12 protein-coding genes and 4 pseudogenes are annotated in these 12,396 nt (G+C 42.5%); 10 read left to right on the top strand and 6 right to left on the bottom strand.

Annotated elements, in window-relative coordinates; genetic code table 11:
* Positions 1 to 121 precede the first annotated feature (121 nt).
* Positions 122 to 358, top strand: a pseudogene (locus ACKTR2_RS09850) (recombinase family protein); the annotation flags it as partial.
* Here the strand turns inward: ACKTR2_RS09850 and ACKTR2_RS09845 are convergent.
* Positions 351 to 1,138, bottom strand: a protein-coding gene (locus ACKTR2_RS09845; RefSeq protein WP_407884944.1) for an IS5 family transposase whose coding sequence is annotated in 2 segments (ribosomal slippage) — positions 351 to 880 and positions 880 to 1,138 — 789 coding nt in all. Because the reading frame shifts where the segments join, the coding sequence is not laid out codon by codon here. The pseudogene ACKTR2_RS09850 and the gene ACKTR2_RS09845 sit on opposite strands and share 8 nt — an antisense overlap.
* A gap of 51 nt (positions 1,139 to 1,189) precedes the next feature.
* On the opposite strand from ACKTR2_RS09845, the pseudogene ACKTR2_RS09840 reads away from it, so the two are divergent.
* Positions 1,190 to 2,017: pseudogene (locus ACKTR2_RS09840) on the top strand (IS30-like element ISLpl1 family transposase); the annotation flags it as partial.
* A gap of 104 nt (positions 2,018 to 2,121) precedes the next feature.
* On the opposite strand, the gene ACKTR2_RS09835 reads toward ACKTR2_RS09840, so the two are convergent.
* From ACKTR2_RS09835 to ACKTR2_RS09820, 4 genes are all read right to left on the bottom strand, one after another.
* Complete coding sequence (locus tag ACKTR2_RS09835) at positions 2,122 to 2,985, bottom strand: lysophospholipid acyltransferase family protein (protein WP_407884942.1); 864 nt, start codon at positions 2,983 to 2,985, stop codon at positions 2,122 to 2,124.
* Positions 2,982 to 3,932 (bottom strand): glycosyltransferase family 8 protein, encoded by a 951-nt coding sequence (locus ACKTR2_RS09830; protein ID WP_014386901.1) that lies wholly within the window; start codon positions 3,930 to 3,932, stop codon positions 2,982 to 2,984. The genes ACKTR2_RS09835 and ACKTR2_RS09830 overlap by 4 nt, the downstream gene beginning before the upstream one ends.
* Before the next feature lie 17 nt (positions 3,933 to 3,949).
* The gene (locus ACKTR2_RS09825) at positions 3,950 to 4,726 is read right to left on the bottom strand and encodes a lysophospholipid acyltransferase family protein (protein WP_407884940.1); all 777 of its coding nucleotides are present in this window, start codon (positions 4,724 to 4,726) and stop codon (positions 3,950 to 3,952) included.
* Between the two features lie 217 nt (positions 4,727 to 4,943).
* Positions 4,944 to 5,731 (bottom strand): IS5 family transposase gene (locus ACKTR2_RS09820; RefSeq protein ID WP_243884837.1). Its coding sequence is split into 2 segments (ribosomal slippage): positions 4,944 to 5,464 and positions 5,464 to 5,731, totalling 789 coding nucleotides; the frame shifts between segments, so codons are not numbered across the junction.
* A 95-nt stretch (positions 5,732 to 5,826) separates the two neighbouring features.
* On the opposite strand from ACKTR2_RS09820, the gene ACKTR2_RS09815 reads away from it, so the two are divergent.
* Positions 5,827 to 7,578, top strand: a complete 1,752-nt coding sequence (locus tag ACKTR2_RS09815; RefSeq protein ID WP_367334194.1) for an ABC transporter ATP-binding protein — start codon at positions 5,827 to 5,829, stop codon at positions 7,576 to 7,578.
* A 271-nt stretch (positions 7,579 to 7,849) separates the two neighbouring features.
* Here ACKTR2_RS09815 and ACKTR2_RS09810 read toward each other — a convergent pair whose 3' ends face one another.
* Positions 7,850 to 8,728, bottom strand: coding sequence for a glycosyltransferase (locus ACKTR2_RS09810; RefSeq protein ID WP_082836707.1), 879 nt, complete (start codon positions 8,726 to 8,728; stop codon positions 7,850 to 7,852).
* A gap of 237 nt (positions 8,729 to 8,965) precedes the next feature.
* On the opposite strand from ACKTR2_RS09810, the gene ACKTR2_RS09805 reads away from it, so the two are divergent.
* The 7 genes and pseudogenes from ACKTR2_RS09805 (at position 8,966) to ACKTR2_RS09775 (ending at position 12,193) form a co-directional block, all read left to right on the top strand.
* The gene (locus ACKTR2_RS09805; RefSeq protein ID WP_155515909.1) at positions 8,966 to 9,136 is read left to right on the top strand and encodes a hypothetical protein; all 171 of its coding nucleotides are present in this window, start codon (positions 8,966 to 8,968) and stop codon (positions 9,134 to 9,136) included.
* An 81-nt stretch (positions 9,137 to 9,217) separates the two neighbouring features.
* A pseudogene (locus tag ACKTR2_RS09800) lies at positions 9,218 to 9,349 on the top strand (IS5/IS1182 family transposase); the annotation flags it as partial.
* Between the two features lie 159 nt (positions 9,350 to 9,508).
* Positions 9,509 to 9,709, top strand: coding sequence for a hypothetical protein (locus ACKTR2_RS09795; RefSeq protein WP_056986382.1), 201 nt, complete (start codon positions 9,509 to 9,511; stop codon positions 9,707 to 9,709).
* Between the two features lie 436 nt (positions 9,710 to 10,145).
* Positions 10,146 to 10,331 (top strand): annotated as a pseudogene (locus ACKTR2_RS09790) (short-chain dehydrogenase); the annotation flags it as partial.
* Between the two features lie 363 nt (positions 10,332 to 10,694).
* Positions 10,695 to 11,486: a ParA family protein gene (locus ACKTR2_RS09785; protein WP_056986383.1), complete on the top strand. Its 792-nt coding sequence runs from the start codon at positions 10,695 to 10,697 to the stop codon at positions 11,484 to 11,486.
* A gap of 71 nt (positions 11,487 to 11,557) precedes the next feature.
* Entirely contained in the window at positions 11,558 to 11,797 is a 240-nt protein-coding gene (locus ACKTR2_RS09780) for a hypothetical protein (protein WP_010011603.1), read from the top strand.
* A 24-nt stretch (positions 11,798 to 11,821) separates the two neighbouring features.
* Positions 11,822 to 12,193, top strand: coding sequence for a hypothetical protein (locus ACKTR2_RS09775; protein ID WP_062916848.1), 372 nt, complete (start codon positions 11,822 to 11,824; stop codon positions 12,191 to 12,193).
* The last annotated feature ends 203 nt before the right edge of the window (positions 12,194 to 12,396 follow it).

Below are 12,396 nucleotides of genomic sequence, written 5' to 3'. Positions count from 1 at the left end.
TTTCCTTTTTCACTAAGTTAGTTTAATAACCAATAGGGTATACCCTAGTGGCCTTTTTTATTTCTGTGCTATACGAGGAATTACAAGTGTTCATTAGAACTGTCCAAAAGGAGAATTGGAAATGGCTAAAATCGGTTATGCGCGTGTGAGTTCCAAGGCGCAACATTTAGATCGACAGTTAGCGGCTTTAAAAGACGTTGATAAATTATTTACGGATAAATTAAGTGGGGCTAACACTAATCGGCCAGAACTGCAAAAAATGCTGGCCTATATTCGTGAAGGTGATATTGTAATGGTCACTGAATTAGATCGCTTAGGCAGAAACAACCATGATTTGACTAAGAAGCTGTCTAAAATCTCTTAAATAATAGTGCTAAAAACGCTAAAACGACCATTTGCAGACTGGTGGTTAATTGACGCTCACAATTTTTCCAAAGTCGCCGACAATTCTCTAGCCAACTAAAAGATCGTTCGACTACCCAACGTTGGGGCATGACTTCGAATCGATGCAACTCATTGCGCTTCGCAACCTGCACGGTTGCGTTTAAATTACTGGCTACATCGAGCTGAAAATTAACGCCTGAATAACCACCATCAACTAAGACATTTTGAACCTGGCGTAAATGCATGGCATGTAAAGCGATCATGGCACTGGCCCCGTCTCGATCAGAGACGTTCGCTCGCGTCATGTGAATGGCCTGCGGAAAGCCATTGATATCAACTGCCAGATGGCGCTTAATCCCCGAGATTTTCTTACCAGCGTCGTAACCTTTGTTTTCAGCAGTAGCGGTGTTTTTGACGCTCTGAGCGTCAACGATAATAAAGGAAGTTAAAGCTGAACGTCCTTGGTAAGTTCGCCGAGCAATGACAATTTTTTTAAAACTTGTTCCAATAAAGAATCAGCCGTAGGCTCAGCTTTAGTTGACCAAATTTTGTAATAGTTGTAAACTGACCGCCATTCTGGGAAATCACCGGGGACTTGACGCCATTGGCAACCGGTTTTCAAGACATATAGGACCGCACAGAAGACCTCGTAGAGGTCATATTTTCGAGGCTTAGTTCGCTTACGAAAATTTTCTAAAGCTGGTCGAATTAATTCAAATTGTTGCCGAGTAATATTGCTGGGATAATTTTTCATAGCTTAAACTCGCTTTTTACATAGAAGTATATCAAAAATCATAGATCTTGGACAGCTTCTTATGAATTATCTCGATGTCAACCTTATCAGGCTGAATTAGCACAAACAGATGCCGAATACAAGCGATCACGATGTGGTCGGAAAACTAAGCTGAGCGATGAGTTAAAGCAAAAAATTCTCAACCATTTACGTCTAAGCTGGTCACCAGGAATGATTGCTCACGAATTTAAACTAGCTACTAAATCTATTTATAATTGGCTAAATCAGGGGAGAATTGGTTTCTCCTTGAATGATCTACCTGAACATGGCGTACGCCAACGGCGTAACGTTGACCAACGATCCAAATATAATCAATCTTTGGGGCGATCAATTGAACAGCGTCCCATGATGATTAATCAACGTAATCGCATCGGCGATTTTGAACTAGATACAGTCGTTGGTCCTCGTGGGCATAGTAAGGCAGTTTTATTAACTTTAATCGATCGAAAATCACGGTTCCTTTGGGCATACCGGTTAAAAGATCGGACGACAGCGACTGTTAATGAAGCACTAACTAAGTTCCTAACCACTTTTAATGGTCCGGTGCACAGCTTTACTGTGGACCGTGGCACTGAGTTTAGTGGGCTAGTATCACTTGAATCACAATATGGTATTAAGACCTATTACTGCCATGCTTATACTCCAGCTGAACGTGGTAGTAATGAACGCTTTAATCGGAATTTACGTTATTTTTATCCTAAAGGGACTCGTTTTGAGCACATTAGTGCTCAAGATTTAACGACGACGTTACTCCAAATTAACCAGCGACCGCTTAAAATACTCGACTGGCAAACACCGTATCAGGTTATGCTGACAAATTTGTCCAAAAATTCGGATTAAATTTGCAATCTACCTAACTAATTCGTTATTCGACCCTAAAAAAGGTATGACTGTGAATGAAAGATCATTTTGTTCACGGTCATGCCTTTTTGTTGTCCATTTAGTTATTGATAATGACCAGGAATGTCGTCTGGACTAAAATCCTTAGTGAATTGACGATCATAGGCCTTTTCATAGGCAGCAACTTTTTGTTGGTAATCAATTTGGCGCATCTTTTCGGCAGCTTCCCGCTGTGATGTGGCCGACTTTTCGACCGCATCCGGATAAATTGGCGGTAACACATGGACCGTATAATTGATGCCATGCGGATCCGATTTGGTCGGGGCGTCAACCATCGAAACAAAGCAGGACACGATTGGCACATTCAATCTAACGGCGTAGTAGTACGCTCCCCGTTCAAGCGGCCGCGGTTTGCGATAGTTGAACCACATTTCCCGTTCCGGATAAATTAGAATTGACTGTTTGCGTGCCAAGCTACTTTGCAAAAGGGCAATAAACCCCTTGCCCATGTAATTGACGCTGTCGCTGACAGGTATCGTATCAGCGTATGTCATCAAAAATCCCAGCATCCCGGGCATTTTAAGGTTGGTGAGCTCAACGACAATCGACAAATCAGGTTGATTCAGGGCTGATCGAACCAGCAGGCTGTCAATCGGGCTAAAGTGGTTACAGGTAATGATTGCCGGCCATTCCAATGCCTTTAAATTGTCAGTCCCCTCAACTTTTAAATTGGGATTCATCATCCTCGCAGCCATATTCATGACCGACCGGGCTTCGGCTGCCCGCCAATGATAACGTTTAGTTTGGTGAAGCTTCAAGAAGTGGTCCAACACCTCATGCTGCTCGGTAAGTGTCAGTACTGGATCATGTAGTTCGACTTTTTGATTAATTTTTCCCTGACGGACGTTTTCAGCAATGTTTTGAATCACTTTGTCACGCTCGCCAAGCTTTACCGGTGTAAAAGTCATAGGGCAATTTTTACTCCTTGCTTGGCCCTTGCGTAAAATGTCGTTGGGGTCTTAATAATATCAACGGCTAATTGAATCAAATCGGACTGATTCTTCTGATCACGGGCAACTTCTTTAGGATTCATATCTGCGAGCTGCTGTTTTAACATGGTCTCGTAATCGGTTTGTTTGGCATAGGTCCAAAAATAGCTTTGTCGAGGGGCATCATCATAGCGCCACGGCTTGGCAAATAAGTTATAGTGAATCAGCCAGGGGTCAACATCCTGTGGCGTGGTGATTTGGATGTTCCATGACGGGTTCAAATAATAAATTCGATTTCTCGCGATGGCATTCATGTAGTCCTGATCCGGGGCCAAACTCTTGAAATGGTACTTGTTCAAGAGCTGCAAAAAGTGTTCAGCGAATTTTGAACGGCGCATTTCAGCCAGGTTCATCAACAACACGCCGGAATTAACGTATTTCTGTGAATCAATCCCAACGGCTTGTTCAGCATAGTCAATCGTTTCCGGAGTGTGGCCGATGAAGTGATCCGGCACTGCGCCAACCAGGTTATCCCCCAGCTGGGTATCAAATAATTCACCCACGTCCTTTAAAACCACCGTGTCCGCATCCAGGTAGAGCGCCTTATCCAATTTGGGGAACAATTCAGCAATAAACAGCCGGAAATAAATTGTAAAGGTAAAGTAGTCACTGCGTAGTTTGTTATTCTTATCAGTAATTTCTTGCTTCAAGCGGTCATTAATTGAAACAAACTGAATTTTGAGGTTGTCCGTTTCAAAGGCTTTAAGCCGCCCTTGATTGTCGGTATTGAGATCATCACACAACACAATCACCTGGTAATGCCTGTCCGGTGATGTATGCGCGACCAGTGAAGCCAGTGAAACTGCCAGATAAGGTGCATAATTGTCATCGACAGCGTAAAAAATTGGCACGGTTTGATTTTCCATAATGAATCCCCCTTAAATCAATGTGATTGATGCTGGTAGGTCATAAATGACACGTTGCTTTGGTGACTGCGGGTCACCATTTGGGCATGAATCTGATCGTGGAGATTTTGTTGGCGTTGTTTACGCGGAAGTGACTTGTCCGGCATAAACGGACCGTCGAAGTATACCACCTGCTTGGGTCGGCTCAACAGTCGGCCTTTTTGATATATAATCGTCATGCTGTAGCTGGGCAGGTCGGCAGCGACTGGATAATGGAATGCGCCAACTGGAAACGGACGAATCTTGGTGTAATACGGCCAAACATGGGCTTCGGGATAGATAAACACTCGTTGATGCTGGTCCAATCGAGCATTCATCGCCCGCTGGAATTGGATCATTTGTGATAATTTCGCGGGTAGGATCAACGCACCACCCATCGCCAAGAGACGACCGACGATTGGAATACCAAGGTTGGCAGGTTCCGCAATCGGATACGCCCGCCGGGGTATTGCGACCAGCATCGGTAAAAGTGCATCCCCCAGCGGCTGGGTATGGTTGGCATAAATGAAGGCGCCCCGTTTGCCTTGGGTGCGCAGACACCGTTTGTTTCGAAAAGACGTCCGCAAATACAGCCGACAATAAACGAAGCTGACAACAACCGCCACCCAGTAGACGACCGTCGCCGTTACGCGGTAAAACCAATTTTGATGCAGCCAAATGTAGCCCTCAGGAATGGTGGCATTTTGATTTTTGGTAAAGACCACGTCATCATCAAAATCATGATACGTAAACACTTTTGATGTCCGTTTAGTCATTACCAATGTCATCCTTTCTTCCGAGAAGTTAAAATCATGAACAGAACCATTCTACCCCAAATATGACATTATTTTATCATACGGGACGTTTAAAAATGGCAATTCACTAAAAATCGCCCTTTAAATGATGAAATTGGTGTAAAATTAAGGCTTGCTATGCTAGGATATTTGGGATAACAATGGATGTATACACATCATTAGAAGCTGTTTGAGGTCTCTATTGACGAGCAAGCAGGATCCCTATAAAGGCCATAGCAACCATGACTTTACTGGTATTTAACTTGCGTTCGCAATTGAACCAAAGCCGTCGCCAGTTGGTTAACCAACTGAAACTACGTTCCACGACCCAGCGCTGTGGCGTTACTTGACCGTTCTTCAGATCACTTTGTTTGGCGATAATGACATCTGCACCAATGATTGCATGGACCGACTGGGCGAAGTTGTCGCCTGTATAGCCACCATCGGCCATCACTCGCTGAACAAGATCAAACTGCTCTTCATTTAACGCGAGTAAAGCGATCGCACCGTCCCGTTCGGAGACATTAGCTGTGGTAATGTGGATCGCGAATGGGAGACCATTAATATCAACGGCAAGGTGGCGTTTAATCCCACTGATTTTCTTGCCGCCATCATACCCTTTATTTTGGGGTGTTGCCGTATTTTTGACACTTTGCGCATCAAGAATTACGAACGACGTTCGTACCGATCGTCCCATTCGTAATCGCTCTCGAGCGACAATTTTTTTAAAAGCAGGTCAATCAGGGAATATTCCGAATTAGCTAATGGTTTTGACCACATGGCAAAGTAAGTGTAAACGGTTTGCCATTTCGGAAAATCATGCGGCAACTGACGCCATTGAGCGCCCGTACGAAGCTCGTAAAGCACTGCATTGAAGACATCAAATAGGTCCACCCTTCGAGGACATGTACGCTTGCGAAACGTCTCAAGGTCAACGCGAATCAATTCAAATTGGTCACGAGTGATATTGCTTGGATAATCAGTCATAATGAAGTCCTTTTTTTTTACATATTTTACCGGAAATTCAAGCGTCTTTCAAAGACCTCAAACAGTTTCTTAGAAGGATTTAGGGGATAATTTTGATGCAAGCTCAGTCCAAGAACAATACCAAGTTTAACTTTAAAACATTTATGGGCCTAATCAACCGAATTCACCCCCGTTACTGGCAACTGCTGCTTGGCTTTTTTCTAGGAGTTGTCGCAACGGCGATGCAATTGATGGTTCCCGGCATCGCCAAGGGGATCATCAACTCAATCGGTCATTCAATGGATGTCGGCCTAATCGTTGCCGTCATTTTACTATTCGTTTTCAGTACCATTATTGGAGCCTTTTCCGGCAGTATTTTAGGCTTCTTCGGTGAAGACGTCGTCTATAAGCTGCGAACAACACTTTGGGATAAAATCTTAACCCTGCCGGTGGGTTATTTTGACCAAACCAAATCTGGCGAAATAACGTCCAGGTTGGTCAATGATTCCACACAGGTCAAGGAACTGTTGGCCAATTCGGTTCCCAAAACCGCAACTTCGATTCTACAACTGGTTGGCGCATTGGTCTTAATGCTCATCATGGACTGGCGGATGACTATCATTATGTTTATCGCCGTTCCGCTCGTCTTGATCTGCCTGCTGCCAATTGTCCGCCAATCCCACAAAGTTGCCAGAGCGAGACAGGACGCACTGGCAGATCTCAATGGTAAAGCCGGTGAAATGCTGGGCGAAGTCCGTCTAGTCAAATCGTCTACCGCAGAAAACTTAGAACGAACAGCCGGCGATAAACGGATGTATCGCCTTTATCGCATCGGGTTAAAAGAAGCGATCTATGATTCAATTGCCGGACCTGTAATGGGCATGGTCATGATGGCCATGGTCCTGGAAATTCTGGGCTATGGTGCGATCCGGGTTCGGGAAGGTGCCATTGATATTGGGACCTTATTTTCATTTCTGATGTACCTGGTTCAAATGATTAGTCCATTTGCGGTTCTCGGCCAATTCATGTCTGATGTTGCCAAGGCAAGTGGCTCAACCACTCGAATCCAGGCATTATTGCAAACTCATGAAGAAGATCGTCTGACTGGAACGGATTTGGATATTGGCGATCAAACACTTCAGATGAACCACGTCAGTTTTTCTTATGATCAGCATCACCCCATTTTATCCGGCGTGTCGTTTACGGCAGAACCCAATTCGGTCATTGCCTTTGCCGGACCATCCGGCGGTGGCAAATCAACCATTTTCAGCTTAATTGAACGTTTTTATGAACCTAACGAGGGCAGCATCACGATTGGCAATACCAATATTACTGATATTCAACTTGCCGATTGGCGCCAGCAAATCGGCCTGGTCGGCCAAGACGCTGCGATCATGTCTGGAACGATTCGTTACAATTTAACCTATGGTTTGCCGGGGCATTTTTCCGATGAACAGCTTTGGCATGTCTTGGAAATGGCTTACGCAACGCAATTTGTCCAGAAGATGCCTCGGGGCTTGGACACGGAAGTCGGTGAGCGTGGAGTCAAGGTATCGGGGGGCCAACGCCAACGATTGGCGATTGCCCGGGCCTTCCTGCGTAATCCAAAAATCTTAATGTTGGATGAAGCAACGGCGAGCCTGGATTCCGAGTCCGAAATGATGGTCCAAAAAGCGCTGGACCAGTTGATGGCCAATCGAACAACATTGGTGATCGCCCACAGGCTAAGCACAATTACCAACGCCGACGAAATTTATTTCATAGAAAACGGCAGGGTAACGGGCCAGGGAACCCACCAACAGTTAGTGAAAACGACTCCTTTGTATAGGGAGTATGTGAAAAATCAGAGCGCGACGAGCAACGGGTGAGGCGGTTTCTAAGGGTACTTTGATTGAAGTCCCTGGGTTTGGGACTTTAATTAAAGTGCACTTAGAAGTTAGCCTCAGTTGCGTCGGAGCGTATTTTAAAGGCCGGAGGGATCTCAAAATCCCCTAACCCCACCAACCAATCGATAATTCTTCCACTTCCTGCACACCAATCCAATCAAGACAAAATATAAAAAGAGCCAATCATTCCAAAAACAGGAATAATCAGCTCGTTCATTAAGATTCTAAGAGCAACACATCTCGCATCGCACCCTCACTCAGTTTTCAATTCCCCTTCAGCATCCAATTCAGCCATAATCTCCTGATACTCGGCTAAAATATCATCATATTCATGCAAATGAAGTTGCTGGTGAACTTTATCAACTTCCCAAGGCTTGACCGAAACCGTGTGGACGATCGGCCATAATTTCCAGCGGGTGGAGAAATGCTGAAAAACGGTGTCAGATTGAACATCCTGTTGCTCATTGTATTTTTCAGGGGCAAAAGCCTTGTGCTTGGCCAGCTTATTCATCGCGGACTGGTCCGGCATAATCATCGGCCATTTTCGGCAGCATTCCCGGCAGCGGGCCAGTAATTTGTCTTGTCGGATCATATCCAGGTTCATCAGGAGCATCCCCGAGTTAATGTAATCAAATGCTCTCAGTTGATGATGGAAGAACCAACGACCGTAATGATCCAATACGCCAACAAAATCAGTTCCTGCCAGTGATTGATGATAAAAATCTTCAAACGGCCGGCGACACACAACGTCAGCGTCCAAATACAGAATCCGATCGGAAAATTGCGGCACCAAATCACTATACAGCCGCAACATACTATAGGGCGTGAATAACGTGTTGATGTTCGCCTTGGGCAAATCCGCCTCAAACTGAGTGGTAATGTCAATTTTGGTAACGCCACTATCGACATTTTCCCGCTTGACCAGTTGATTCAAAAAGGCTGCGTGATCGTCAGTCAGCGCTTGAAATTGCTGATGACGATTATACAATTGTCCAGTTAAAATGTAGATGTTGAGTGGTTCTTGCGCGTGTTTTGTCAGTGAGAGGATTGAAATAATCAACCCCGAAAACATGTGGTCATCTCCACAGTATAAAATATCCAAACCGCATTCATCCCCCAATTCGTGTCTCATCAATCAAAGTGTGTCATATTTCCAGAGAAATCAACGTCCTCGCAAAGTGTTAAACTATGAAACCCCATATGAAGTATTTTTTGACAAACCGTTGCACTTAATTTGACAATTCAAGAAGATTAAATAATTATATTAATCTTAAGTTATTTACAAAGATATACAAAATACCCCACAAACACATGTGCGGTATACCCCCAAAGTTAAAGTAAAAAGCTTTAACTTTGGAGGTATTTTTTTATGACCAAGATTTCAAAAGCCCTCAAATTGCGTGCCCTGATCGACTACTTTGATGATCAAGGTAGTCTGAGAACCATTGCTAATAAGTATCAGATATCACTGGGACTCTTTAGAATGCTGGTTGCCGCTTATCAGACACATGGGGCTAAGGTTCTGTTTGAGCCACCCTAAGTAACGCCGCAATTTAGAATTCAAATTGCCAGCTGGGCGATTAGTCATCATGCCTCATATAGCCAAGTGGCCGCTAAGTTTGGCTATGTTGAACGATCCTTTAGTTGGATAGAAAAATGTCGACGACTGTGGAAAAATTGCGAAAGGCAGTTACATACGAGCGCCACAATGATGACCTTAGCCTTTATGTCAGTTCTATTGCGGCGCTTTTAAAGATTTCAAACAGTTTCTAAGAACAACATTACTAGAAATTAACCAACGATCGTTTAAAGTTAGCAAACACCGTATCAAGGCTTGCTGGATAATTTGACAAATTATTCGGACTAAATTTGCAATCTACCTATTGCATATCTATTCGCGGAGGCAACTCAAATGGGAACAGCAAAAGAAGCGAAAACAATTTTAGATATGCTAACCTACAGATTGGCGAAATCACTGGGGATTCCCAACTATGGGATCAAAAAGGGCGGCACGGCAGATATTGCTGTATTTAATACTAACAAACTAAGAAATGTGCTGCTTGAGAGGCCTCAAGTAATAACCCTGTACAAAGCTGGAAAACAGATTTACTAAAGTTCAATCCCATTACTCTAACAACTATTGCTTGGTCACACCCTATCAAAGATGTGCGAAACAATAAATAGTAGATTAAGTTGACACCACCCGTTGAACGGGGGGGGTGTCAACTGGCAAGCAATCTCAGACGTGGTGGCTGACTGAATCTTTTCCGTTGAGACTGCCACAATTTCTTTAGCCATGGAGCATCATCTTCAATTTAATTGATGCTCCAACTGTATCAAAAGGGACGCCCTCATTAGAAGACGTTCCTTGGTTTATGCTTACCTTTATCGATGGTCTCCAAGAGACCTATGAAACTCAAAAAGAGGAATCTCACTAAGTTCTATCGTTTCTTTACGGCTGATAATTTGTTAAACAGAGAAATTTTCACTGATTCAAATAAGCTCAACTCGGTCAATTTTGACCACTGCCGAAACTTAGCTGATCACAACTAGCCTCTACATCTGGAACTGGTGGACATCCAAGCAATGCCTCAGGCGTAATTGTCAGTAACCAGGCAATTCTTTTACTGGTCAAAGGGCTTGCAATTGAAATGGCTCCGCAGTAATGGGTCAATGCTGTTGCCCCAACTTGGACGGTAACTGGGTTGTGGAGGGATCTTATTCGTGAACAATTGCAGCCCGTGTGCCGCTCTTTTTTTGGAAGCTTTTTTAGGCTCATTTGAACGTCAGAAACAGCACCTTTCCCTAACCAAGGAAAGGAATTACGATGACTGTAAGCCTCAAGACGATCCCCTGCTTGTAGCAATACAAACAGGAGTGTATAACGTCGATGTGACCCGAAACACTGGTATTAAGCGGGCAACCTTTATAAGATACTGAAAGCAATTTAGTGTTAAAAGATAATGAACTTAGCTAGTCTCTACAAAGTATTTATGAATACATACCATATGCATTAATTGTACATATAGTCATTATGTGTTATTATGTTTATAATGATATTCATTAAGCATACTTAGTATATATGAGGAGGAGTACTAATGGAAATTATCACATTTTCAGCTATAAAAGGCGGCGTTGGTAAAACTACCCTAGCTTTTAATTATGGTGAGTGGTTAGCAAAAAATGGCAAGCATGTTTTATTTATTGACTTAGACCACCAAAGTAATTTAACCCAGACTTACAACATTTACGACAATCAAGACACCGTTGGCAACATTTTCTTAGATCGAGGGAAAGTCAAAATACATGAAATAAGTGCTTATATTAGTATAATTGCCGGAGATATGCACCTTGACGATATTGAGCGTACCATTGAAAATAAGACTAACAAAAACATGTTCCTCTACATGTGGTTGTCAGATAATTATGAACGTTTAAATTTAGGAAAATTTGAGTATATTATTTTAGATTGCCACCCAGATTTTTCTACTGCTACCAAAAATGCAGTCATCATCAGTAATGCTATTCTTAGTCCAATCACGCCCAGTGAACATGGGTATAATGCAAAATTTAACCTAGAAGAAAGAATTAACGAGTTACGCAAAGAAGCCATTGATTACTCTACTAGAAAATCTTATGTCACGACCAAATTATTTTTTATCGCCAACATGATTAAACACAACACAAGATCATCTCGCGAGTTATTAAAAGCCTTAAAAGGCGATTCCAGTGTATTGGCTACAGTTCCAGAAAAGGAGCTATTCAATCGTTCAACGTTGGATAAAAAATCTCTTTCAAAAATGGCTGAAGACCACAAAACATATATTGATCAACATGAATTTTTCGACAGTATGGACAAAACATTTAATGAAATCACGGAAAAATTATAAATATTTCGTACACGTATCAATCACATGTATACTCAATACGTGTGCATGTTAATTATAAAGGAGGACTACCTATGGCATTCGATCCAGAGAACAAAAACATAAAAAAGGCACTACAAAAAAATGAAACAGAACAGCCAACTGATACTAAAGATAAACTTGTTATTCCTGTTTTTAAAGATGAAGAGGAACGTACTAAGAACTATACCTTTTCACTTCAACCTAGCGCACGCAAAAGACTTGACGGTCTGGCCAAAGAACATAATTTTAAGTCTGCCTCCAAATTTTTAAATGAGCTTATAAAAAATATGTGATGTCACTTTAAGGGGGGAGTTGTTATGGGAATTTCAATAAGTGTTATGTTTGCCAGCCTTATTGTCTTTTGGATAATCCCAGCCATTGGAATTGCAAAAAATCACCTGGTAGATGACCGCTTTTTTATTCGACAGTGGTTATTTCCAATGCAGTATTGGTTACAGCTATTATTCGAAAGAATCAGCGGTAACCGTCGTATTGTCGTAAGAATTTTACAGATAATGTCTCTGTTTATCACGTATTTTTGCGGGTTACTTATGCTCCTCGTGTTTAGTGCTTTTGATATTAATACAGCCAAGCATTTTAGTGTTTTTATATTATTTGAATATTTACTGGTATCTTCTATCGCCTACTGGTTTCAACCAAAAGCTGGTAAAATATACAAGACCAAATAAAGTTGCCGCTAGGTAAGCGCTATGCTAGACTAAGATTAATTTAACAACCGAATAAAGAGATCAAGCTAAACAGAAAAATCCCCGATTCACGAGGAATCAGGGATTTTGGATTTAGCAAGTAGCTAATAGAGAGCTACTTAGATTCAGACAATTTAGACCGCCGAGTTAAAATCGTCTGAACATTGTTCTTAATTTGTAGGTTA

The sequence above is a fragment of the Furfurilactobacillus curtus genome (assembly GCF_045862785.1).
Taxonomy (GTDB): Bacteria; Bacillota; Bacilli; order Lactobacillales; family Lactobacillaceae; genus Furfurilactobacillus; species Furfurilactobacillus curtus.
Note: the sequence above shows the minus strand (reverse complement) of the source record. Positions and strands in the feature narration are given on the sequence as shown.